Origin of the sequence: Actinoplanes sp. TFC3 (assembly GCF_001553785.1) — a bacterium.
Taxonomy (GTDB): Bacteria; Actinomycetota; Actinomycetes; order Mycobacteriales; family Micromonosporaceae; genus Actinoplanes.
Genome location: NZ_LOJP01000001.1, coordinates 5956722 through 5979977 on the forward strand (window position 1 = coordinate 5956722; position 23256 = coordinate 5979977).

At 70.5% G+C, this 23256-nt stretch carries 24 protein-coding genes; 9 read left to right on the forward strand and 15 right to left on the reverse strand.

Annotated features, from left to right (window positions below; translation table 11 throughout):
- Window positions 1–2: 2 nt before the first annotated feature.
- The 3 genes from gatC to ligA form a co-directional block, all read right to left on the reverse strand.
- The gene (gene gatC, locus TFC3_RS26810; RefSeq protein ID WP_067505529.1) at window positions 3–302 is read right to left on the reverse strand and encodes an Asp-tRNA(Asn)/Glu-tRNA(Gln) amidotransferase subunit GatC; all 300 of its coding nucleotides are present in this window, start codon (window positions 300–302) and stop codon (window positions 3–5) included.
- Window positions 303–357: 55 nt separating this feature from the next.
- Complete coding sequence (locus TFC3_RS26815) at window positions 358–2376, reverse strand: bifunctional diguanylate cyclase/phosphodiesterase (protein ID WP_067505530.1); 2019 nt, start codon at window positions 2374–2376, stop codon at window positions 358–360.
- 413 nt (window positions 2377–2789) lie between these two features.
- A complete protein-coding gene (ligA, locus tag TFC3_RS26820; protein ID WP_067505533.1) occupies window positions 2790–4955 on the reverse strand; it encodes an NAD-dependent DNA ligase LigA in 2166 nt (721 codons plus the stop codon).
- Window positions 4956–5032: 77 nt separating this feature from the next.
- Between ligA and TFC3_RS26825 the strand changes: the two genes are divergently transcribed.
- Entirely contained in the window at window positions 5033–5407 is a 375-nt protein-coding gene (locus TFC3_RS26825; RefSeq protein WP_082772326.1) for a type II toxin-antitoxin system PemK/MazF family toxin, read from the forward strand.
- On the opposite strand, the gene TFC3_RS26830 is transcribed toward TFC3_RS26825, so the two are convergent.
- The 5 genes from TFC3_RS26830 to TFC3_RS26850 all read right to left on the reverse strand — a co-directional run bounded on the left by TFC3_RS26830 (window position 5364) and on the right by TFC3_RS26850 (window position 10485).
- Window positions 5364–6362: a methionine synthase gene (locus TFC3_RS26830; protein ID WP_067505538.1), complete on the reverse strand. Its 999-nt coding sequence runs from the start codon at window positions 6360–6362 to the stop codon at window positions 5364–5366. The genes TFC3_RS26825 and TFC3_RS26830 overlap by 44 nt on opposite strands.
- On the reverse strand, window positions 6355–7455 hold the full coding sequence (mnmA, locus tag TFC3_RS26835; protein WP_067505539.1) for a tRNA 2-thiouridine(34) synthase MnmA: 1101 nt from the start codon (window positions 7453–7455) through the stop codon (window positions 6355–6357). Before mnmA ends, TFC3_RS26830 begins: the two co-directional genes overlap by 8 nt.
- A 16-nt stretch (window positions 7456–7471) precedes the next feature.
- Window positions 7472–8650, reverse strand: coding sequence for a cysteine desulfurase family protein (locus TFC3_RS26840; RefSeq protein WP_067505541.1), 1179 nt, complete (start codon window positions 8648–8650; stop codon window positions 7472–7474).
- Between the two features lie 110 nt (window positions 8651–8760).
- Window positions 8761–9693, reverse strand: a complete 933-nt coding sequence (locus TFC3_RS26845; RefSeq protein WP_067505545.1) for an electron transfer flavoprotein subunit alpha/FixB family protein — start codon at window positions 9691–9693, stop codon at window positions 8761–8763.
- Between the two features lie 12 nt (window positions 9694–9705).
- Complete coding sequence (locus tag TFC3_RS26850) at window positions 9706–10485, reverse strand: electron transfer flavoprotein subunit beta/FixA family protein (RefSeq protein WP_067505548.1); 780 nt, start codon at window positions 10483–10485, stop codon at window positions 9706–9708.
- 205 nt (window positions 10486–10690) lie between these two features.
- On the opposite strand from TFC3_RS26850, the gene TFC3_RS26855 reads away from it, so the two are divergent.
- Genes TFC3_RS26855 through TFC3_RS26865 form a run of 3 tightly spaced genes read left to right on the forward strand, consistent with a single transcriptional unit; the run spans window position 10691 to window position 11715 of the window.
- A complete protein-coding gene (locus tag TFC3_RS26855) occupies window positions 10691–11035 on the forward strand; it encodes a YidH family protein (protein WP_067507685.1) in 345 nt (114 codons plus the stop codon).
- Entirely contained in the window at window positions 11032–11340 is a 309-nt protein-coding gene (locus TFC3_RS26860; protein ID WP_067505551.1) for a DUF202 domain-containing protein, read from the forward strand. Before TFC3_RS26855 ends, TFC3_RS26860 begins: the two co-directional genes overlap by 4 nt.
- A gap of 39 nt (window positions 11341–11379) precedes the next feature.
- Window positions 11380–11715, forward strand: coding sequence for a PLD nuclease N-terminal domain-containing protein (locus TFC3_RS26865; protein ID WP_067505554.1), 336 nt, complete (start codon window positions 11380–11382; stop codon window positions 11713–11715).
- 6 nt (window positions 11716–11721) lie between these two features.
- Here TFC3_RS26865 and TFC3_RS26870 read toward each other — a convergent pair whose 3' ends face one another.
- The 4 genes from TFC3_RS26870 to TFC3_RS26880 are packed head-to-tail and all read right to left on the reverse strand — an operon-like array spanning window position 11722 to window position 16122.
- Window positions 11722–13335 (reverse strand): acetolactate synthase, encoded by a 1614-nt coding sequence (locus tag TFC3_RS26870; protein ID WP_067507688.1) that lies wholly within the window; start codon window positions 13333–13335, stop codon window positions 11722–11724.
- A gap of 21 nt (window positions 13336–13356) precedes the next feature.
- Window positions 13357–15135: an Hsp70 family protein gene (locus TFC3_RS26875; RefSeq protein WP_082772328.1), complete on the reverse strand. Its 1779-nt coding sequence runs from the start codon at window positions 15133–15135 to the stop codon at window positions 13357–13359.
- Window positions 15136–15170: 35 nt separating this feature from the next.
- Window positions 15171–15320 (reverse strand): hypothetical protein, encoded by a 150-nt coding sequence (locus TFC3_RS38235; RefSeq protein WP_161952678.1) that lies wholly within the window; start codon window positions 15318–15320, stop codon window positions 15171–15173.
- Between the two features lie 28 nt (window positions 15321–15348).
- Complete coding sequence (locus tag TFC3_RS26880) at window positions 15349–16122, reverse strand: enoyl-CoA hydratase/isomerase family protein (RefSeq protein WP_067505556.1); 774 nt, start codon at window positions 16120–16122, stop codon at window positions 15349–15351.
- 90 nt (window positions 16123–16212) lie between these two features.
- Here TFC3_RS26880 and TFC3_RS26885 point away from each other — a divergent pair, with 90 nt between their 5' ends.
- The 4 genes from TFC3_RS26885 to TFC3_RS26900 are packed head-to-tail and all read left to right on the forward strand — an operon-like array spanning window position 16213 to window position 18568.
- A complete protein-coding gene (locus TFC3_RS26885; RefSeq protein ID WP_067505563.1) occupies window positions 16213–16689 on the forward strand; it encodes a DUF6232 family protein in 477 nt (158 codons plus the stop codon).
- Entirely contained in the window at window positions 16686–17057 is a 372-nt protein-coding gene (locus TFC3_RS26890; protein ID WP_067505566.1) for a MauE/DoxX family redox-associated membrane protein, read from the forward strand. Before TFC3_RS26885 ends, TFC3_RS26890 begins: the two co-directional genes overlap by 4 nt.
- A gap of 18 nt (window positions 17058–17075) precedes the next feature.
- Window positions 17076–17618: a PAS domain-containing protein gene (locus TFC3_RS26895; protein ID WP_067505568.1), complete on the forward strand. Its 543-nt coding sequence runs from the start codon at window positions 17076–17078 to the stop codon at window positions 17616–17618.
- Complete coding sequence (locus TFC3_RS26900) at window positions 17615–18568, forward strand: methyl-accepting chemotaxis protein (protein WP_082772329.1); 954 nt, start codon at window positions 17615–17617, stop codon at window positions 18566–18568. The genes TFC3_RS26895 and TFC3_RS26900 overlap by 4 nt, the downstream gene beginning before the upstream one ends.
- Window positions 18569–18635: 67 nt before the next feature.
- Here TFC3_RS26900 and TFC3_RS26905 read toward each other — a convergent pair whose 3' ends face one another.
- From TFC3_RS26905 to TFC3_RS26915, 3 genes are read right to left on the reverse strand one after another with little or no spacing between them, the layout of a single operon-like run.
- The gene (locus TFC3_RS26905) at window positions 18636–19547 is read right to left on the reverse strand and encodes a ribokinase (protein WP_369819655.1); all 912 of its coding nucleotides are present in this window, start codon (window positions 19545–19547) and stop codon (window positions 18636–18638) included.
- Entirely contained in the window at window positions 19547–20362 is an 816-nt protein-coding gene (locus TFC3_RS26910; RefSeq protein ID WP_173745353.1) for an ABC transporter ATP-binding protein, read from the reverse strand. The genes TFC3_RS26905 and TFC3_RS26910 overlap by 1 nt, the downstream gene beginning before the upstream one ends.
- A gap of 50 nt (window positions 20363–20412) precedes the next feature.
- On the reverse strand, window positions 20413–21591 hold the full coding sequence (locus TFC3_RS26915; RefSeq protein WP_067505571.1) for an ROK family transcriptional regulator: 1179 nt from the start codon (window positions 21589–21591) through the stop codon (window positions 20413–20415).
- A 60-nt stretch (window positions 21592–21651) separates the two neighbouring features.
- On the opposite strand from TFC3_RS26915, the gene TFC3_RS26920 reads away from it, so the two are divergent.
- Entirely contained in the window at window positions 21652–23097 is a 1446-nt protein-coding gene (locus tag TFC3_RS26920; protein WP_067505574.1) for a glycoside hydrolase family 3 protein, read from the forward strand.
- Window positions 23098–23256 lie beyond the last annotated feature (159 nt).

Here is a 23256-nt window from a genome sequence, read left to right on the forward strand (position 1 = left end):
GCTCACTCCTCTTCGCTGAGAATGCGGGGCACGCGGAACCGGCCCTCGGCGGCATCGGGCGCTCCGGCCAGCACGTCGTCCTGCTGGAGGCTGGGCTGCACGACGTCATCGCGGTAGACGTTGGTCAGCGGCACGGAGTGCGACGTCGGAGGGATGTCCTCGGCAGCCACATCGCCGATCCGGGCGACCGACTGCAGGATGACGTCGAGCTGGCCGGCGAACTTGTCCAGCTCCTCCTCGGTCACGGCGAGCCGCGACAGGCGCGCCAGGTGCGCTACCTCTTCGCGGGAGATGGCGGCCATCGTGCCCCCTGGTTGGCTTGAGAAATTCCGACCCGGTGAGTCTATTTGACCCCGCTCAGGTGGTGGCGAGCGCACCGGGAAGCGGCCGGTAGCGGGCCAGCCATTCCGCCAAGTCGGGCGCGGGCATGGGCCGGGCGTGGAACCAGCCCTGCGCGGCATGACAGCCGTACGCCGCCAGCAGCCGCCAGGTCCGCTCGTCCTCGACGCCCTCGGCGACCACCCGCAGCCCCAGGGACCCGGCCAGGTCGACCACCGAGCGCACGATCGCCGCGTCATCGCGGTTCGCCGACATGCCGAGCACGAAGGACCGGTCGATCTTCACCTCGGACAATGGCATCCGGCGCACATGTTGCAGCGAGGAATAGCCGGTGCCGAAATCGTCAAGGGAAATGGCTACTCCGGCGCGGTCCAGACGGGTGATCGTATCCAGCACGCGGTGCGGGTCGGCCATGAGAGCGGACTCGGTGATTTCGAGCTGAAGAAGGTCGGGGGTCACCTCGTACCGGTGCAGAAGGTCTTGAATTTCGGTCGCAATGCCCGGCGCGTGCAAATCCCGGACGCTGACGTTTACCGATGCCCGCAAGGGAAGGCCCGCCGTGTTCCAATCGGCCAGCTGGGCGATTACCTCGTGCAGAACGCGACTGGTGAGCCTGCGCATGATTGGCGTTTTCTCGACCACGCGCAGCAATTCCTCCGGCCCGACCATGCCGCGTTCGGGGTGCTGCCAGCGCAGCAGGGCTTCGACGCCGACCACTTCGCCGGTCGCAATGGCCACCTGAGGCTGGTAGTAAATGGTGATACCGCCGTCGCCTGTTCGCAATGCCTCGCGCAGATCCGCAAGCAGGGCAAGGTCCGGCGCGGGCGGCTCGGCATCCCCTGTGTAAACGGCGAATTGGGCGCCTCGTTGCTTGGCGTCGTACATCGCCGACTCGGCCCGGCGCAGAAGCGTCGCACTGTCCCCCGGCTGCAACGCAATTCCGATGGAAGCGCTCACATCAACCGGCAGACCATTGAGCGCAAAAGGCGTCCCCAGCGCATCGGTCAAATGAGCCGCAACCCGCCGCGCCGCGGCAACCCCTTGCACGCGCGTGGCCAGCACGGCGAATTCGTCGCCCCCCAACCGCACAACAAGATCGTGATCCGGTACGGACGCAGCAAGCCGTTGTCCCACCTCGACAAGCAGCCGGTCACCAAGGGCGTGCCCCAGCGCATCGTTGACCGTTCGGAACCGGTCAATATCGAGCAGCAGCAAGGCCCCGCCGCGTTCGGCAACGGTGGTCTGCAGCGCGCGACGGTTCGGCAGGCCGGTGAGGGCGTCGGTGCGCTCGGAGTCGCGGGCAGAACGGATCATGCGTTGTACAGCATGCAGCGCGAGCAGGACGAGGGGAACGACGGTCAGGCCGGCTTGGGCCGCGGCGAACACAACCGGGCCGAGCAGAAGGAAAGCGGCCGTGGCGAAGAGTTCCAGGCGGCGGCGCTGGTGAGGTTGGCCTTTTGCTGCTCGGGGCCCGGCTGCTGGTAAGCGGTTTCCGGTTGCTCGGGTGCGGGTTTCTATTGCGGTGGCGGCGGCGTGGCGGGCCAGGATCCAGGCGGCTGCGGCGACGACGGTCAGGACGGCGTCGCCCCAGGTCGGTGCACCGTCGATGTGCAGGCCGGTCAGCCCGGCCACCAGGGCCGCGGCGGCCAAGGCGACGACGTGCTGAGCGGCGAGGGAGAGTGCCCGGCGGTTCGAGTGGCGCAGCCGGACTCCGGATATCGCGATGCCCGCCAGTTGGACTGCCAGGGCGGGGACGTACCCCCAAGCCAGCACTATGGCAAAGGTGAAGCAGATCGAAGGCAGAACAACCGCGCTGGCCCGCCGGTTGGCGAGCACGTAAGGCCGGGCATCGACGGCGAGGGCCAAGGCCGCCAGGACCCAGAATTCGGCGTGGAGATCCGCGAAAGATCCGGGGAAAACCAGCCACAGCCCCGCGTCGACAAGCAGCGCGGCACCGACGGCCACCCCCGCCCCGCGACGGGCTCTGCGCGCCCGCCGGTTCCCCGGCATGGAGCAGCGCAACTGTGCGGCATCCATGCGACCTCCACGATGGCGTCGACCGACCGATTGGCGTGCGGCGACCGCGGCCACCTACCAGACGCAGGCCAGCCAAACCGATCCCCCTCACCATAGATCCACATGGACAAAATGCCGCGAAACGTGTTCTGCGTTATCAAATCGCCATAACGTTTCCCACTCGGATCCCCATGAAGATCACCCGTTGGGGTACGGCCGCCGCAGCACCGCAAAGGCAGGTCGGCAGGCGGTGTGGCAGGGAGAAGCAGGTCGTCGGATCGGCAGCGGGCGTCAGGCGCGGGCCCCGGCGAGCGGCCGCGTCCGGCTGGACTGACCGCCGTGGACGCCGAGGACCGCGACTACCGAGCTGCTCGCACGCCAGGGCCACCAAGCCGAGGCGTGACAGGTGGGTCGGCCCCGGACTGGGTGAGCGCTCACTCCTGCGGCGGCTCCTCGGCGATCTCCGCTACCTCGCGAGCCGCGTCCGGCCCCGAGGCCAGCAGCACCGCGAAGCCTTCCTCGTTCAGCACCGGCACCTTCAACTGCAGGGCCTTGTCGTATTTGCTGCCCGGGTTGTCGCCGACCACCACGAACGCGGTTTTCTTCGAGACCGAGCCGCTGATTTTGCCGCCCTGGGCCAGGACCGCCTCGGAGGCTTCGTCACGGGTGTGGGTGGACAGGGTGCCGGTGACCACGACGGTCATGCCGGTCAGCGGGCGGGGGCCGGCGTCGGAACGCTCGTCGGCCATCACCACGCCGGCGGCGCGCCACTTGTCGATGATGTCGCGGTGCCAGTCGACGGTGAACCATTCGCGCAGGCTCTCGGCGATGATGGGGCCCACGCCCTCGACGGCGGACACCTCGTCGACGCGGCCTTCGTCGAGGGCCTGCTGAATTGCCTCCATCGAGGCGAACTCGAGGGCCAGTCCGCGTGCGGCCTTGGGGCCGACATGGCGTACGGACAACGCCACGAGGTAACGCCACAGCGGACGCTTCTTGGCCTCCTCCAGGCTCTCCAGCATCTTGGCCGCGTTGCTGCCCAGGGTGCCGTCCATGTTGACGAAGAACGGCACCTTGAGCAGGTCATCGGCGGTCAGCGCGAACAGGTCGCCCTCGTTGAGGACCACCTCGGAGTCGAGCAGCGCCCGGGCCGCCTTCTCGCCCAGCACCTCGATGTCCAGGAAGTTGCGGCTGCCCACCGCGGACAGGCGTTCGCGGCGCTGGCCAAGGCAGTATTGGGAGTTGGGGCAGCGGATGTCGATGTCGCTTTCCTTGGCCGGGGCCAAGGGGGTGCCGCACTCGGGGCACTCGGTGGGCATCTCGAACGGGCGGGCGCCCTCGGGGCGCAGGTCGACCACCGGGCCGAGGATCTCGGGGATGACGTCGCCGGCCTTGCGCAGCACCACGGTGTCGCCGATCAGCACGCCCTTGCGTTCGACCTCGCGGGCGTTGTGCAGGGTGGCCAGCGCGACGGTGGAGCCGGCGACCCGGACCGGTTCGAGGATGGCGAACGGGGTGACCCTGCCGGTGCGCCCGACGTTCACCGAGATGTCGAGCAGCTTGGTGGTGACTTCCTCGGGCGGGTATTTGTAGGCGATGGCCCAGCGCGGCGCCCGGCTGGTCGAGCCGAGCCGGCCCTGGATGGACACCGAGTTCACCTTGATGACCACGCCGTCGATCTCGTGCTCGACGGAGTGCCGGTTCTTGCCCGCGTAACTCTCGATGAACTCGTGCACGCCGGCCAGGTTTTCGACCAGGCGCCACCGGTCGCTGGTGGGCAGCCCCCACGCCTTGAGCGCCTCATAGGCGTGCGACTGCGAGTCGGGCGTGAAGCCCTTGCGCGCGCCGATGCCGTGCACCACCATGCGCAGCCCACGGGACGCGGTGATCCGGGGGTCCTTCTGGCGCAGGCTGCCGGCGGCGGCGTTGCGCGGGTTGGCGAACGGCGCCTTGCCCGCCTCGACCAGTGACGCGTTGAGGTCGGCGAACGCGGACACCGGGAAGTAGATCTCGCCGCGCACCTCCAGCAGGTCGGGCGGATTGTCGCCGGTGAGGCGCTCGGGGATCTCGCGGATCGTGCGCACGTTGGGCGTGACATCCTCGCCGGTGCGCCCGTCGCCACGGGTGGCGCCACGGACGAGCTTGCCCTTCTCGTACGTCAGATTGATCGCCAGTCCGTCGACCTTGAGCTCGCAGATGAACTCCACCGGGCCACCCGCGTCGCGTTGGGTGCGCTCGGCCCAGGCGGCCAGTTCGTCCTCGTCGAACACGTTGTCCAGCGACATCATCCGCTCGGCGTGGTCCACCGAGGTGAACTGGGTGGAGAACGTGCCGCCGACGTTCTGCGTGGGCGAGCCGGGGGTGCGCAGCGCCGGGAACTGCTGCTCCAGGCCCTCCAGCTCGCGCAGCAGCTTGTCGAACTCGGCGTCGGCGATGGTCGGCGAGTCCAGCACGTAGTAGCGGTATTGATGCCCGCGGATCTCGTCGCTCAGCTCGGCGTGCCGTGCGCTGGCCGCCGAGGTCGGCTCGGCCCCGGCCGCCGCCACCTGCTCGGCGGTCGGCGCAGCGGAGGGAGATGCTGGAAGAGAGTGCTCGGACACCGCGGACCTCCGTGTTTCGTCTTCAAGGGGCACGTTAGTCGTCCCGTACGACAAAACTGGTCGGCTACCGTCGGGGGATGCTGGTGATCTCATGGCTACGCCGGAAAAGAGTGCCGCGGCCCGGGGACATCTGGTGGGCGCAGGTGCCCTATGTGCGCGGACGCGGTTCGAAACTGCGCCCCTGCGTCATCTTGCGCAACAACAGCGACGGCATCCTGGTGCTCAAGATCACCAGCCAGAACAAGAGCCACCGCCGCGATCACCTGCTGATACCGACGCGCCGCTGGGATCCGTACGCGAAAAAGGATTCTTATCTGAACCTGGGCGAGCCGATCCTGGTCCCGCGGGCGGAGTTTCAGCGCCGGGCCGGGCGTGCCGCGTGGGCCGTGCGGCGCCGGATGCGGTCAGTCAGGATTCCACCAGCCGGCGACCGGCGTCACGGCACGCCTTGAGCACCGCCCGCACATAGCCCGGCGACGCCCCGGCCAGCCCACACGCCGGCGTGACGACAACCTGCTCGCTCAGTTGCGCCGCCGGAAAGCTCAGCTTCTGCCACAACGCCCGGACCCGCTCGGCCACCTCGGCCGACGTCGGCGCCTTGCCCGGCACGGCCGGACGGGTGGCCACAGCCCCGGCGAACAGGCCAAGACCGGCCTCGATGGCCTCCCCGACCGGATCAAGATCTTTGAGAAGCGAAAGGTCGAGCGACACGGCCGCGGCCCCAGCATCCCGCAGAACCTGCAACGGTACGTCCGCAGCGCAGCAATGCACGACAACCGGCACATCCACCGCCTCGACAACCGAGCGCAACGCCGACGCCGCGTCCGCCTTGTCGACGGCCCGGTATGCCCCGAGCCCACTTTCGGTAGGCACCCGCCCACCGAGGACCGCGGTCAGCGACGGCTCGTCGAGCTGCACCAGCACCCGGGCCCGGGGCAGCCGCTTCTGCACCTCGGCCACATGCCGGCGCAGCCCCTCGGCCAGCGAGCCGGTCAGGTCGCGCACCGCGCCGGCATCGCGCAGCATCCGCCCGCCGATCGGCAGCTCCAGGCTCGCCGCGAGCGTCCACGGCCCGGCGGCCTGCACCTTGACCAGCCCGGCATATCCCTCGGCCTGCTCGGTCAGCTGGTCGAGGTCGCGTTCGAGCAGGTCATCGGTGCGCCGCCGGTCCTTGCCGGGGCGCGGCGCGATCTGCCAGCGACCCGCGTACAACTGGACCGGCAGCTCGACCAGGAACCCGGCGGTGCGCCCGATCAGGTCGGCGCCGGGCCCGCGGGCGGGCAGCTCGGGCAGGTGCGGCAGGTCGGGCAGCTCGCCGAGCACCAGCCGCTGAGCCTCGGCGATGTCGGTGCCGGGCAGCGATCCGATCCCGGTCGCCGCCCCGGCAGGCCAGGGGAAGTCAGGCACTGTGGCTCGGCACCGGCTCGGCGGCCACCCCGGCGGTGATCGTGGCCGACCCCAGCACGATGTCGCCGGCCGGGTCGGGCCGGTAGGCGACAATCGCCTGCCCGGCGGCCACCCCGCGCGCGGGTGAGCCCAGCCGCGCGGTGAACTCGCCACCCTCCACAGCCACCGTCGCCGGGACGACTTCGCCGTGCGCGCGTAGCTGCACCTCGCACTCGACCGGCGTCGTTTCGCTGTGCCAGATCGGCCGGGTCGCGGTGACCGTGTCCACGGCCAGGTCCTCGCGCGGGCCGACGGTGACGGTGTTGGTCTTCGGCGTGATCGACAGCACGTAGCGGGGGCGGCCGTCGGGGGCGGGCACCCGCAGGTCGAGGCCCTTGCGCTGGCCGATCGTGTAGGCGTAGGCACCGTCGTGCTGCCCGAGCACCGCGCCGGTGCGCCCGTCGACGATGTCGCCGGGTGCCGAGCCGAGCCGGTCGGCCAGGAAGCCCTTGGTGTCGCCGTCGGCGATGAAGCAGATGTCGTTGGAGTCGGGCTTGTCGGCCACGGCCAGCCCACGCTCGGCGGCCTCCTCGCGCACCTGGGCCTTGGTGGAGTCGCCCAGCGGGAAGACGGCCCGGTCGAGCTGCTCGCGGGTGAGCACCGCCAGCACGTACGACTGGTCCTTGGCCAGATCGACGCTGCGCCGCAGCAGCCCGTCGGCACCGAGGCGGGCGTGGTGGCCGGTGACCACCGCGTCGAAGCCCAGCGCGATCGCCCGGTCCAGCACCGCCGCGAACTTGATTTTCTCGTTGCAGCGCAGGCACGGGTTCGGCGTGCGGCCGGCCGCATACTCGTTCACGAAGTCGTCGACGACGCTTTCGTGGAACTGCTCGGCCATGTCCCACACGTAGAACGGGATGCCGATGACGTCGGCGGCGCGCCGGGCATCGCGGGAGTCTTCCAGGGTGCAGCAGCCCCGCGCACCGGTCCGGTAGGTCTGGGGGTTACGCGACAGCGCCAGGTGCACACCGGTCACGTCGTGGCCGGCCTCCCGGGCGCGCGCGGCGGCAACGGCGGAGTCGACCCCGCCGGACATAGCTGCAAGCACTCGCACCGTAAAAGCCTATCCCCTAGGGTCGAGGTGTTTTCCAGGCCGTCGCGCGGCGGGCGCGCTCCACGGCGGCGGGCAGGGCGGCCATCAGCTGGTCGGTTTCCGCCTCGGTTGAGGTGTGCCCGAGGGTGAAGCGCAGCGACGAACGCGCCCGGTCGTGGTCGGCTCCCATCGCCATCAGCACGTGCGAGGGCTGGGCGACGCCCGCCGAGCAGGCCGAGCCGGTGGAGCAGGCGATGCCGTTGGCGTCGAGCAGCAGCAGCAACGCGTCGCCCTCGCAGCCCGGGAACGAGAAATGCGCGTTGCCGGGCAGCCGGTGCACCGGGTCGCCGTTGTAGATGGCATCCGGGATGGCCGCGCAGATCCGCTGCACGAGGTCGTTGCGCAGCGCCGAGACACGGGCCGCGTACTCGTGCTGGGCCTTGACCGCGGCCTCGACCGCCACCGCAAAGGCCACCACGCCGGGGGTGTCCAGGGTGCCGGAGCGCACGTCGCGTTCCTGGCCACCGCCGTGCAGCAGCGGCGTGGCCTGCACATCGCGGCCCAGCAGCAGCGCGCCGACCCCGACCGGGCCGCCCAGCTTGTGACCGGTGAGCGTGAGCGCGGCTGCACCGCTGGCCGCGAAGTCGACCGGAATCTGGCCCACGGCCTGCACTGCGTCGGTGTGGAACGGGATGCCGGCGGCGGCGGCCAGCCCGGCCAGCTCGGCGATCGGCTGCACCGCGCCGACCTCGTTGTTGGCCCACTGCACGCTGATCACGGCGATCTCGGCGCCGTGCTCGTCGATCAGGGCGGCGAGGTCGCCGGGGTTGACCCGGCAGGACGAGTCGACCGGCAGCCAGTCAGCGATCGCCGACTCGCGGGCGGCCAGCCAGTCGACGGAGTCGAGCACCGCGTGGTGCTCGACCGCCGAGGCCACCAGCCGGTTACGCCGGGGGTCGGCGTCGCGCCTGGCGAAGAAAATGCCCTTGGTCGCCAGGTTGTCGCTCTCGGTTCCGCCGCTGGTGAAGATCACCTCGGAGGGCCGGGCGCCGAGCACCGCGGCAATGCGCTCGCGGGACTCCTCGACCTGCCGGCGGGCAGAGCGGCCGGCAGCGTGCAGAGACGACGGATTGCCGATGTCCCGGGCCGCGGTGACGTAGGCGTCGAGCGACTCGGGAAGCATCGGCGTGGTCGCCGCGTGATCCAGGTAGGCCATCGTCGCCAAGCTTATGCCTTGATGCCTCAAGTACTCGCTCCCCGTCCGAGGGCCGGGAACGCGAAACGGCCCAGCACGCTGGTGCTGAGCCGCTTTGCTGGTGTTCAACGTCACTTACGCTTACGGATCTCCTCGGCGACCTGGGGGACGACCTTGAACAGGTCGCCGACCACGCCGTAGTCCGCGAGGTCGAAGATCGGGGCCTCGGGGTCCTTGTTGACCGCGACGATCGTCTTCGAGGTCTGCATGCCGGCGCGGTGCTGGATGGCGCCGGAAATGCCCAGCGCCACGTACAGCTGCGGCGAGACGGTCTTGCCGGTCTGGCCCACCTGGAACTGGTGCGGGTAGTAACCGGAGTCGACAGCGGCGCGGGATGCACCCACGGCACCGCCGAGCAGGTCGGCCACCTCCTCGACCAGCTTGAAGTTGTCGGCGTTGCCCACGCCGCGGCCGCCGGAGACGACGATCGAGGCCTCGGACAGCTCCGGGCGCGAACCCTTCTGCTCGGTCACCCGCTCGACGACCTTGGTCAGCTTGTCCGCTTCGGTCGCGGTGACCGTCAGCTCCTCGGTCGCCGGGGTGGCCGGAGCCGCGGCCGGGGTGACCGAGTTGGGGCGGATGGTGACGATCGGCAGGCCCTTGGTGACCTTGGACTTGACGATCCCCGAGCCGGCAAAGACGACCTGCGTGGCGGTGCCGTCCGCGGCCACCTCGACCGCGTCGGTGAGCAGGCCGTTGTCCAGCTTGACGGCGAGCCGGCCGGCGATCTCCTTGCCCTCCTGGGTGGCGGCGAGCAGGACCGCGGCGGGCTGGACCCGCTGGACCAGCTCGGCCACCGCGGTGGCCTTGGGCGCCACCAGGTAGTCCTCGACGTCCGAGCCGGTGGCGGCGTAGATCTTCTCCGCGCCGTACTCGGCGAGCTTGGCGGTGTCCGCGTCGCCGAACACCACGGCCGACACCGAGCCGAGCCCGCGAGCGATGGTCAGCATCTCGAGCGTGACCTTCTTGACGCCGGACTCGACGACAACCAGAACCTCAGCCATGTCCGGCCCCTCTCAGACGAACTTCTCGGTGGCGAGGTACTCGACGAGCTTGACGCCGCCCTCGCCCTCATCGGTGATCTTGGTGCCGGCGCTGCGCGGCGGGCGCCTGGTGAACTCGAGCACGGCGCTGGTGGCCCCGGCCGCCCCGCGCTCGTCGGCGGAGATGCCGAGGTCGGCCAGCGACAGGCCCTGCACCTGCTTCTTCTTGGCCGCCATGATGCCCTTGAACGAGGGGTAGCGGGGCTCGTTGATGGTGTCCCAGACGCTCACCACGGCGGGGGTGGCGGCGGTGACGATCTCGTAGCCCTCATCGGTCTGCCGCTCGGCGGTCAACTGGGAGCCGTCCACGGTGAGCTTGCGCGCGCCGGTCAGCGCGGCGATGCCCAGCCGCTCGGCGATCATGTGCGGCATGACCTGCACGCGGCCGTCGGTGGACTCGGCGCCGCAGAGGATCAGGTCGGCGTTGAGCGTGCTCAGCGCGCTCGCGAGGACCTTGGAAGTGGCGACCGCGCACGAGCCGTGCAGCGCGTCGTCCTGGATGTGCACGGCCTTGTCCGGGCCCATCTGCAGCGCCTTGCGGACCGATTCGACGGCTTCGGCCGGGCCCATCGTGAGGACGGTGACCTCGCCGCCGTGCGCTTCCTTGAGCTTCAGCGCTTCCTCGATGGCGTATTCGTCCATCTCGTTGATGACGTTGCTCGCTGACCCGCGCTCGACCGTATTGTCCGAAGCGTTCAGGGTGCGCTCGGCACCGGAGTCGGGTACCTGCTTGACCAGTACGACGATGTTCATCGCGCTTCGACAACCCTCCTGGAGATGGCCTCTGCCAGATGTTACCCACGAGTAGCTTGCCCGGTCAGCCGCTACCTGGGTGACACACCTCACCCTTCCATACTGCGTCGCAGCCGCGGAGGCACACCGCAGCCGCCCATTGTTGACCTCCACGGTCAATAATCGACTCGTGCTCGACCAGTGGTTCAACCCGCAGAAGACGCCGATGGCCGGCGAGAAGCCCGACTATCGCTTCTCGCTGGCCAACGAGCGCACCTTCCTGGCCTGGATCCGTACGGCACTGGCCCTGCTGGCCGGCGGGCTGGCCTGCGCCCAGTTCCTGCCGCCGCTGCCCATCGCCCACCTGCGCGAGATCATCGCGGTGGCCCTGCTGCTGCTCGGTGGCGTGGTCGCCCTGCGCGCGGTGGACCACTGGGCTCGTACCGAAAAAGCCATGCGCTTGGGCACCGACTTGCCGCGCTCGCGTTTCCCGGCTGTGCTCGCCCTCATCGTCGCGGCCGGCGCGATCCTGCTCGTGCTCGCGGTGCTGATCAAGGCCCTCGCCTCGTGACCACACCGCGCGACCCCGGCGCCTCGGCCGAACGCACCCGCCTGGCTTGGCGCCGCACGGGTCTGTCGGCCGCCGCGGTTGCGCTGCTCATGCTGCGCCCGGCGTTTGCCCCGGATGCCCGGCTCGCCGCTTTTCTCACAGCGGCGGTCGCGCTGGCCGGCTGGGCGCTGCTGGTGGCCCTGGCCTACCGCCGCGCGCGTGGGCTCAACGCTTGGCCACCGCGCCCCGGTGACCGCACAGTGAGCGCTTATGCACTGATCACCGCGGCCCTCGCGATGGTCGGGATTGTGCTTGTCAGCCTCTGACCGTCGCCGTTGGCCGGTCGGCGCGGCATCATTGCTTGCATGGTCCGCGTGTTCGTCTTCCTGGCGGCAGTACAGCTCGTACTCCTGGTGCTGGCGCTCATCAGCGCGTTGTCGGCCGATCGGGTACGCACCATGCCGCGCGCCCTCTGGGTTCTGGTGGTTCTGTTCATCCCGCTGCTGGGCCCGCTGGCCTACGCGCTGTGGGGCCGCCCGGCGCCAGTGCCGCGCGAGGCGGTGCGGCGGTCGTCCGCGCGCCCGTCCTCCCCGGACGACGACCCGGACTTCCTGCGCTCGGTGGACTCCGAGCAGTCCCGGCGCGACCGCGAGCTGCTGGCGCAGTGGGAACGCGACTTGGAGAAGAACGACGACGCCTGACGGCACTCACGCCAGGTTCGACGAGCGCGGATAGGCGTCGGCCGGGTCGGTCAGCACATTGACCAGGTACGGCACCCCGGCGCCAAATGCCCGTGCCAACGCCGGCCCCACCTCGGCAGCCGTCTCCACTGTCTCGCCGGCTCCGCCGAGCGCCCGCACCACGTCGTCATAGCGCAGACCGAGCTGCAGGTCGGCCGCCACGTCGTAGCCGTACATGGCCCGCATCGGATGCTTCTCCAGCCCCCAGATGCCGTTGTTGCCGACCACGATCACCACGGGCAGCCCCTGCCGGACCAGCGACTCGGCGTCCATCAGCGAGAACCCAGCAGCGCCGTCGCCCATCAACACGCAGATCTGGCGATCCGGGTACGTCACCCGGGCGCCCATCGCGTAACCCATCCCGGTGCCCAGGCAGCCGTATGGTCCCGGGTCCAGCCAGGTGCCCGGCCTGGCCGGTTCGAGATAGCGGCCGGCGTACGAGACGAAGTCGCCCCCATCGCCGATCGTTACGGCGTCGGGGGCCAGGATTTTGCGCAGTTCGCCGTACACCCGGGCGGGTTTGATGGGATCTGTCTCCGCGGCCATGGCCTGCGCGTCCCGGGCCTTGCCGACGTCCTCGGCCGCGCGCAGTTGCGCGACCCAGTCCGGATGCACAGCCCCATGATCGGCCAGGGCGGTGAGCGTGGTCCGCAGGTCGCCCGCCGGGGAGACTGCGGGCTGGACGTGGGTGGCCCGCTGGCTGGGCGCATCGACGATGTGGACGACCTGGGCGGGCTCGAACTCGCCGAAGTTGAGCCGGAAATCCAGCGGCGTGCCGATCACGGCAACCACGTCGGCCTCCCGCAAAGCCACCCGCCGCGCCTTGGCGAACGCCAGCGGATGCCCCGGCGGTAGCGCCCCACGCCCCATGCCGTTGGTGAACACCGGAACGTCCAGCGCCTCGGCGGCGGCCCGCAGCGCCTCGATCGCATCCCCGGCCCACACGTCCGATCCTGCGATGATCACCGGCCGTTCGGCCCCGGCCAGCAGGGTGGCCGCGCGCCGCACCTCGTCGGGATCGGCCGGCACGACGGGGATCCCGGCAGCCTCGGGCACGGTCACCGTCTCGCTCGAGAACAGCACCTCAAGCGGCAGATCGAGAAACGCCGGCCCCCGGTGCGCGGTCGAAGCCGCCGTCAACGCGATGCCAATCTCGGTGGCAATGGCTCCCGTGCTCGCCACTGTGGCCGCGTACTTGGTGACCGGCCGGACCAGCGGGACGTGGTCGAGCTCTTGCAGGCTGCCCGATCCCCAGCGGAACGCCGGCGCCCGGCCCCCGAGCACGAGCACCGGCGAGGCGTTGAAGTAGGCGCTGGTCAGCCCCGAGATGCCGTTCGTCACCCCGGGCCCGGCGGTGAGCACGGCCAGCCCCGGCCGTCGCTGCAGCTTGGCTATGGCCTCGGCCGCGAACACCGCCGACTGCTCATGCCGCACGTCGAAGATCGGGAAACCAGAGCGATGCGCGGCGTCATAGATCGGAAAAACATGCCCACCGGACAGCGTAAAAAGCTCATTGATCCCGTACGCCCGCAGCGCCCCCACCGCGACATCGCCACCATGACCATCGATCTCAGCCGCCATGCCCGCCACGCTACCGGCGCCCTACGACAACAAGCGGCGAAGATCCTCGATCAGATAGCTCAGGCTCGCATTGAAGGGGACTTGAGCGGTGTAGGCGTACGCGACCAGCAACGCCCCGACCGGGACGCCGACGAGGATGACGATGCTGAGCAGGATCTGGAAGGTCCGCAGGGCTCGGCCGGTGCGGCGCTTCGGGCGGGATGGGGCGCCTTGGCGGTTCGGGGCTTGGCTGCCTGGGCGGGCTGCGCCTTGGTAGCCGTCGCCCGGGTAAGCGGCTGCTGGCCGGGATGCATCCTGCACTGAGCGACCAGCGGTCGGCGATGCCGCCTTCCCCGAAGCCGAGGCTGCGCCCTTCCCCGAAGCCCTGCCCCTTCCTGAAACGACGCCCTTCCCCGAGGCGGCAGCGCCCGAACGATCGGCTTCCGGGTCCAAGCGAGTCGCGTCAGGCTGGCCGGAACCGGGCCACGGCGAGCCGGAAGCCGGGCGCAAAGGCGAGATCGGGGCGGCCACCGTGGCTTCCGGGTCGGGCACCCAGACGTGCTGGGCGTCCGGCCACGGGTCGACAGCGGGCGGGAAGCCGCCGGTCAGATCGCGACGGCCGCGCGGGACCGTTTCCATGTCATCCACCGATACCGGCGCCGGGCGCTCCGGTGGGGCGTCACGAGAGACCAGCCGCAGCTCGGAAGTCGGGCCGGGGGATGCCGGCTCGGTAGCCAGCAGCGCCGCGTCGGCCAGGATGCTGCCCTCGGCGACCACCAGCTCGGGTTGTTCGATCACCACCGGCGCCTCGCCCAGCGCGCGATGCAGCAGCGTCGCCACCAGCGGGATCCGGCTGGCCCCGCCGACCAGGAACACGCCCGCAAGCCGGCCGCGGGCCAGGTCGGCCCAGCGCAGCAGCTCGCTGGTCACCTGCACGGTCTGGTCGAGGATCGGACGGGCGAGCTGCTCGAGTTCCTCGCGGGTGACGTGCATCTCGACGTCGAGCAGCGGGATCATCACGTCGGCGGACTGGCTGCGCGACAGCCGTTCCTTGGCGATCCGGGCGTCGTCCCAGAGCTGGCGCTGGGCGCGGCGGTCCTCCAAGGTTTCCGGCTCGCTCAGCCGCTTCCAGGCCTGCGGGTCGCGTTCGGCGCAGATCTTGCCGAGGTGCTCGACGATCGCGGCGTCGATGTCCAGGCCCCCGAGGTCGTCGCGGCCGTCGACGGCGAGGACCTCAAAGCCGTCTGCCGTACGGGCGACCACGCTGGCGTCGAACGTGCCGGCACCGAAGTCGTGGACCACCACGACCGAGCCGATCGGCACCTCGCGGCCGAGCACCTCGGCGAAGTAGGTGGCCGCGGCGACCGGCTCGGCGACCAGGCGGGTGCGTTCCAGCCCGGCCCGGCCGGCCGCCTCGGCGAGCAGGCCGCGGCGGGTGGCGCCCCAGGTGGCAGGGCAGGTGAGGGTGACTTCGGGGCGTACCGGGCCGACCGCGCGGTGCCATTCCTCGACCACTCGGACCAGCACGGCGGCGATGAGGTCGACGATCGGGACCTCGCGCTCGCCGAGCAGCACCAGGTCGTCGTCGATGCGGCGTTTCGGGTTCGGCTCGTAGCGGGCGGGATCACGCCGGGCGCTGTGCACGGCGTCGCGGCCGACGAGCAGGGCGCCGCCGGGTTCGGCGTAGACGGCCGAGGGCAGCAACGGCGAACCGTCGACGAGAATCGGGCGCGCGCGGCCGTCGGGCCAGCGTGCCACCGCGACCGTGTTCGAGGTGCCGAAGTCGACGCCGAGCGCGTGCCGACCCTGGTCGATGGACATGCGGGTCAGTGTAGGCGGTGGCGCCTACGAGTTGATCAGCGCTGCATCACGATGGCGCGCCAGCGCAGCCGGCCGTCGCCATCGCGCCGGCAGCGCACCTCCACCCCGTCGACCGTCCCGAGCATCACCAGGCGCCGTACCGATGCCGCGCCCACCCCAGGCATCGTCACAGAGAGGCGCTTCATGGCAACAGATCGATGAACGCGTGATCCCTCATCGCCCGCGGAACGTCGGTTTGCGCTTCTCCACGAACGCGGTCGTCCCCTCGGTGCGATCCTCGGTGGCGAACAGCCCAGCGAACAAGTGGCTCTCCAGCTCCAGCCCGGAGGCGAGATCCAGGCTCAATCCCCCGTCGATGGCCTGCTTGGCCGCGCGCAGAGCCAGCGCCGGACCATTCAGGTACGGCCGCACGAGCTCAACCGCCGTCGCGTACACGTCCGCCGCCGGGGCGACCCGGTCCGCGAGCCCGATCCGCAGCGCCTCCCCGGCGTCCACCATGCGCCCGGAGAAGACCAGGTCCTTGGCGCGGGCCGGGCCGACGAGCCGGGCCAGCCGCTGCGTGCCCCCGGCGCCGGGGATGATGCCGAGCTTGATCTCCGGCTGACCGAGCTTCGCGTCGTCCGCCACGACCCGCCAGTCGCAGGCCAGCGCCAGCTCGCAACCGCCGCCCAGGGCGTATCCGGTGATCGCCGCGACGACCGGTTTCGGGATGCGCGCGACGGCATCGAAGGCGCTGGACAGTGCGCTTGCTCGTACCGTCATCTCTGGAAAGGTCGTGGTGGTGAACTCGGTGATGTCAGCGCCTGCGGCAAAAACCTTCTCCCCGCCGTACACGACGACGGCACGGACGTCCGGGGAAACGGCCGCGGCCTGCGCCGCTTCCCGCAGCTCCTCCTGGACCTGGGTGTTCAGCGCGTTCATCGGCGGCCGGCGCAGCTGCACAGTCCCGATTCCGTCCTTGGTCTCCAGCTCCACGAACTCGCCCACCGAGCGCCTCCCCAGATCGATCCGCCGTGTCGAAGGACAGGGTAAGCCGGACGGCGGCCGGGTAATAGCATCGCGAGGGAGGGAGGCGTCATGGTCACCTACTACCGCGACGCGGACGTGCTGGTCACCTCCAGTGGCGTGCGGATGGGCGGGCGCGACTACCGGCTGCACGACCTTGCGCGCGTCTGGCACTCGCGCGGTCCACGGCAGTGGTCGAAGCTCGCCGGGCGCGGAGCGCTGGCCGTCGCCATGATCGCACCGCTGGTGATCGGGGCCCTCGGCATTGTGGTGGCGCTGCTGATCGACGCCTCCACCACGATGACCGTCGCGCTGGCCGGCGGGGGCATCCTGATCGGGCTGGCCGCGGTGCCGCTGGCCGACGTGCTGCTCGAGGTGGTGGACCGCTCGTACGACCGCGGCAGCCACAACCTGGAGATCCACGCGCTGGTCCGCGGCACCGAGGTGGTCCTGCTGCGCACCGATGACCGGCAACGCTTCGGACGCATCTACCGGGCGCTGCAACGAGCCCTCGACAATGATGTCGTACCCCGGGGAGGAACCGCTTGAGCAAGTCCAGCCTGCTGCTCGCCGCCACCTTGACCACCACCGGCGTCCTGCACTTCGCCAAGCCGCGCCCGTTCGACCGGATCGTGCCGCGCTCGCTGCCCGGCCGGGCGCGGACCTGGACCTATGCCAGCGGGGTCGCCGAACTGGCCGTTGCCGCCGCGGTCGCCGTCCCGCGCACCCGGCGGCTCGGTGGGCTGGCCGCGGCCGGGCTGTTCGCGGCGGTGTTCCCGGCCAACATCAAGATGGCCGTGGATTGGCGCAAAGCACCGCCGAAACAGCGGGCCATCGCGTATGGCCGCCTTCCGCTGCAGGTCCCGCTGGTGCTGTGGGGGCTCAGTGTCGCGGAAAAGGCCAAAACTCGGCGGTAAGTTGCCGAGAATGGGCCCATGAAGGCCGCCACAGCCGCCCCGAGCGGCGTCGAGCGCACGTTCGGCGAGGACGAGATCATCGTCACCAAGACGGATCCGCGCGGGGTGCTGACGTACGCGAACGATGTCTTTCTGCGGGTGTCGGCGCTGCCCGAGCAGGAGGCGATCGGTCAGCCGCACAACCTGATCCGCCATCCCGACATGCCGCGCGCCGTCTTCAAATTGCTGTGGGACACCCTGCAGGCCAGGCAGGAGATTTTCGCGTACGTCCTCAACCTCGCCCGCGACGGCGCGCACTACTGGGTGCTGGCGCATGTCACGCCGTCCCTCGACCGCCACGGGCAACTGGTCGGCTACCACTCGAGCCGGCGCCGCCCGCAACGGTCCGCCGTCGATGCGGCCGGGCAGGTCTACCGCACCCTGCGCGCCGAGGAACGCAAGCACCCCGGTTCCGCGCCGGCTCTGGAGGCCTCGTGGGCGATGCTGAACACGATGCTAGCCGAGCGCGGTCAGACGTACGACGAATTCGTCTGGGGCCTGACGAACGGGACCGCCGCATGAACTCCGACGCCACGCTGCGCCTGATCGCCGATGTCTGCGCACGGGCGGCGGCCGGTGACTTCGAGGCGCGCCTGCCCGACATCGGCGACTCAGCGCCGGAACAGGCCACCCGCACTGCCCTGAACAGCCTGCTCGACATCACCGACTCGTTCATCCGCGAATCGGCCGCTGCGCTGGGGGCTGCCGCCGAGGGGCGCTACCACCGGCGTTTTCTGACCCAGGGAATGCAGGGCGCTTTTCGTACGGCGGCCCTGCAGATCGCCCAGTCCGAGGATCAGATGAGCGCGTCGGCCGACGGCATGGCCGAGGCGACCCGGTCGCGGGTGGCGCTCGCCGATGAGCTGGAATCGGCGGTGCTGACCGTTTCGGAACAGGTGGCAACCGCGGCCACCGAGATGGGAGCGTCGGCGAACGGGCTGGCCGATTTCGCCCGGGAAGCGGTGGCCGACGCGGGCCGGGGGCTGGAAACCGTGACCGGGCTGCGTACCGCCTCGGAACAGATCCGGCACGCGGTCGACCTGATCAACCAGGTGGCCTCGCAGACCCGGCTGCTGGCCCTGAACGCCACGATCGAGGCCGCGCGGGCCGGAGAGGCGGGGCGCGGCTTCAGCGTGGTCGCAGGTGAGGTGAAGAACCTGGCCAACGAGACCAGCGCCTCCAGCGAGGAGATCATGGGTCAGGTGGCCACGGTCCAGCAGGCGGCCGCCGACGCGGTGAAGGTGCTCGACTCGGTGACCGGCAGCATCCGCGAGATGGGCAACCTGGTGAACGGCATCGCCGCAGCGGTCGACGGCGGCCACGAGTCAGGCACAGCCGGGCTGAGCGCGCTGGCCGAGGTCCTGCGCAGCGAAGTACTGAGTTTCCTGGCCTCGCTCCGCTCGGCTGGCGCTTCGCCCCACCAGCAGTCGGTGTCGAGTGCACCAAGAATGACCCCGGCAAAGAGCGCGTAGTCATTTTGGGCACCGTCCCCACTGACGGGCGAAGTGCGATTGTGGTTGCGGTTACCCCTGCGGTGAATCAGGCCGTCGTGCCGCGGGCGTAGAGGGCGTCGATATCGGCTCGGGCGGGCAGGGAGTTGGAGGCGCCGACCTTGCGGACGCAGGCGGCTCCGGCGGCGTTGGCCCAGCGGATGGCTTCGCTCAAGTCGCGGCCCTCGCCCCAGGCCACTGCCAGGGCCCCGGTGAACGCGTCACCGGCGGCGGTCGTGTCCACCGCGGCGACCTGGTAGGCCGGGATCTGCTCGCGAGCGCCGTCGCGGTCGGCGTACCGGGAACCCTTGCCGCCCAGGGTGAGCACCACCCGCGGGACCAATTCGAGCAGAGCGTCCAGATCAGGCTCTTCCGTGCCGGTGATGGCAGTCGCTTCGCCCTCGTTGACCACCAGCAGGTCGACCACGGCCAGCAGCTCCGGCGGCAGTTCGCGGGCCGGCGCCGCGTTGAGGATCGTGCGGGTGCCGCCCTCGCGGGCCGCCCGGTTGGCCGCGATCACCGTGTCGACCGGGATTTCCTGCTGGCAGAGCAACACGTCACCGACGGCAATGACGGCTTCCTCGGCCGCGCTGAGCCCGGCAAACGTGTTGTTCGCGCCCGGGCTCACCATGATGGTGTTCTCGCCCGCACGGTCGACCATGATGACCGCCACGCCGGACGGGCCATAGCTGGTCCGCACGTTCGCGGTGTCCACGCCCGAGGCGTTGAGCCGGGCCTTGATGGTCACGCCGAACGCATCCGAGCCGATCGCGCCGAGAAATGAGCAAGCCCCACCCGCTCGGGCCGCCGCGATCGCCTGGTTGGCGCCCTTACCGCCCGGCGTCATCATGAAGTCGTCGCCCAGCACGGTCTCACCCGGGCGCGGCAGCCGCTCGGCCAGGCCGACCAGGTCCATGTTGGCGCTGCCCGCGACCACGATGCGCGGCAGGGAGGCGTTCATCAGGCGGCCCGGGCGGTGTAGCGGTCACCGTTGCGGTCCACCACCAGCGGCAGGCCGAACGTCTTGGACAGGTTCTCCGCGGTCAGCGTCTCGCCGAGCAACCCGGCTGCCACGACCGTGCCCTCGCGCAGCAGCAGCGCGTGGGTGAAGCCCGGCGGGATCTCCTCGACGTGATGGGTGACCAGCACCATGGCCGGCGCATCCGGATCCTCGGCCAGCTCGGTGAGCCGGGCCAGCAGGTCCTCGCGCCCGCCCAGGTCGAGCCCGGCGGTGGGCTCGTCGAGCAGCATCAGCTCCGGGTCGGTCATCAGCGCCCGGGCGATCTGGGTGCGCTTCTTCTCGCCCTCGGACAGCGTGCCGAACTCGCGGTCGACCAGCGTGCCCATGCCCAACTGGTGCAGCAGCGCACGGGCCCGGGCCTCGTCCTGCGGGTCGTAGCTCTCGCGCCAGCGGCCCATTACCGACCAGGCGGCGGTGACCACGACGTCGAGAACGCGCTCGGTGGGCGGCACCCGCTCGGCCAGCTGCCCGGTCGTGATGCCGACCCGGGTGCGCAGTTCGTTGACATCGGTACGACCCAAGCGCTCACCCAGCACCCAGGCCACCCCGCGCGACGGATGCAGCCGGGCCGAAGCCAGATTGAGCAACGTGGTCTTGCCGGCCCCGTTCGGGCCCAGGATCACCCACCGCTCGTCCAGCTCGACCTGCCAGGTGAGGCTCCGCAGCAGATGGTTGCCGCCGCGGATGACGCTCACCCGGTCGAAGGAGATGACGGTGTCTTCGTCGGGTGGTGTGGGGGTCGCTGCGTCGAGCACGCGTCCATCCAACCACGCAGCAGCGCCGGCGCCGGACGGCGTGCCGAGGCTCACGCCGTGGTGGACCCGAACACCTCGTCCCGGACCGCGTCCAAGGCGGCCAGCAACGCGCCGTTGAGGATCGGCTCAGCGGCCACCTCGGACACCACAACCTTGGGCGCGACCAGGGCGATCGCGGCGACCTCGGCCTCCACCCGGGCGGCCAGCGCGGTGCCACCGGCCTGGCTGATCGCCCCGGCCAGCACCACCAGCGGCGGGTCGAGCACGATGCAGGTCGCTGCCACACCCAGCGCGAGCCGCCGGGCCAGCTCGTCCAGCACCGGCTCCCCCGCGGCACCCGCGGCCACGGCGGCGCGCACCACATCGGCGGACTCGGCGCCGGTGAAGCCGTGCTGCTTGCCGATCTCCTTGGGCGCGTCGGAGGAGACGAGCCGCTGGAACGCGCCCTGCACCCCGCGTTCGGAGACGTTGTGCGGCACCTCGGCGCCCGACACCGGCAGGTAGCCGATCTCCCCCGCGGCGCCCGTGCTGCCCTGATGCAGCCGCCCGTCGATGACGCTGGCCAGGCCGACACCACGGTCCACCCAGACCAGCGCGAAGTCGTTGACGTTCTTGCCGGCGCCGGCGTGCTGCTCGGCCACGGCCACCAGGTTCACGTCGTTGCCGAAGACCACCGGCACGCTCAGATCGTTGCGCAGGTCGGCCAGCAGACCGCGGTGCCACTTGGGCAGGTCGAACGCGAACGAGACCTCGCTGGTGTTCGGATCGACCAGACCCGGGGTGCCCAGCACGACCCGGCGCACCGAATCCAGGTCGGTGCCCGCCGCGGTGGCCGCTTCGAGCACGGCGTTGTGCACTGCTCGTACCGGATCATCTTTGTCCTGGGTGGACTGCTCACTGCGCCCCACGATCTCGCCGGTGATGTCCGCGCAGGCGGCCACCACCCGATCCGGCAGCACTTCCACCCCGATCACGTAGGCACTGCCCGGCGTCACCGCGTAGAGCTGGGCGTTCGGGCCTCGACCGCCGGCCTGCTCCCCCACCCGCCGCACCAGGCCGCGCTCCTCGAGTCGCTCGACCAACTGCGAGGCGGTCACCTTGCTCAACCCGGTCATCTCGCCGAGCTGGGCGCGCGTCAAAGGCCCCTTGGTCAGCAGAAGCTCCAGCGCCGCGCGATCGTTCAGCGCGCGCAAGAGCCGGGGGGTGCCCGGCAAGCGGGTGGCGGCCATGACAACGTCCCCCTTTAGGCTTTGAGCAAGTCGCCCGCAGCGTAACCGAGGAACCATGCCATGACGATCGACCCGGCGCTGCGCCGGCTCGCGTTGGGGACATTGCTTGCTGCCTTCCCCGGCCCCACCGTGCCGCCCTGGGTGGTCGCCCTGCTCACCGAGGGCCTTGCCGGGATCACCCTGTTCCGGTCCAACCTGGCAGATCAAGACCTGATCAAGACCCTGCACACGGTACGTTCACAGCTGCTCCTGGCCACCGACGAAGAAGGCGGCGACGTGTCCCGGCTGGGCAGCCCCTTCCCCGGAAACGCGGCCCTGGGCGCGGTGGACGACCCGGATCTCACCCATTCGGTGCACAGGGCAATCGGCGCCCAGTTGAGAAGGGCAGGGATCAACCTCACCTTCGCCCCGGTAGTCGATGTCAACACCACCGCCGAGAACCCCATCATCGGCACGCGCGCCTTCGGTGCCTCCCCGGCGCTGGTATCCCGCCACGCCGCAGCGGCAGTAACCGGCCTGCAGTCGGCAGGCGTAGCAGCCTGCGCCAAACACTTCCCCGGCCACGGCGCAACGGTCACGGATTCCCACCTGGCCCTGCCGACCGTCGAGGCGTCCCGGGACTTGTTACGAGCCCGCGACCTGCCCCCCTTCGCCGCAGCCATAGCCGCCGGTACGGCCGCCATCATGACCGCCCACATCAGAATTCCGGGGCTGACGGGCTCCCTGCCGGCGACGTTCAGCGGACAGGTGCTGCAGGGGTTGCTACGGGAGGAGTACGGCTTCAACGGCGCGATCGTTACGGACGCCTTGGAGATGCGCGGAGCTGTTTCGGCGGCGGGGAGTGTTGGGCGGGCTGCGGTGCTGGCTTTAGGGGCGGGGGCTGATGTTCTCTGCTTGGGGGCCCGGGTCAGCGCCGAGGTGGTGGAGGATGTTGTTGCCGAGATCGTGGCTGCTGTACGGGATGGGCGGCTGAGCGGTGACCGGGTGGCCGGGGCTGCCGATCGGGCGGCTCGGCTGGCTTTCGCCTTCCCGATGGCTGCGGCTGCTTCTCCCGCGTCATCTGCCTCTGCTGCCGGGGCGGCGGTTGAGCTGGGCCTTTCGGCGGCGCGGCGGGCGTTGCGGGTTGAGGGTCCGGTCGACGGGTTCGCCGGTGCGCTGGTGGTGCGGGTGCATTCGGGCTCGACCATCGCCGAAGGCTCAACACCCTGGGGCGCATTCCCCGGCGCCATCACGATCGCGGCCGCAACCAGCTCGGCAGAAGACCTGATCACCCAGGCCGGATCGAGGCCCATCGTGCTCGCCGGCCGGCGCCTGCATCGCGACCCGGATATCCGCAACCTGATCGAATCGCTGGCGACCCGCCATACTGTTGCAGTGGTGGAGATGGGCTGGCCGTCCTCGTGGCGCCCGGCCGGCGTGCAGGCGTACCTGACAACCTTCGGTGCCGCCGCCGCAAACACCCAGGCCGCGGCGCACGCCCTCGGCCTGACCCACCACCCGAGCTGAGGCAGCGGCGGGGCCCCCCCCCCCCCCCCCCCCCCCCCCCCCCCCCCCCCCCCGCCGCAACCCCCGCGCCAATACCCCGGCTCCCGCCGATCACCAGTGCCACTTTGCCGTCAAGATCCGTTGTCATGTCCCCACTGTGGTCCACCAGCAGGAGCTGGT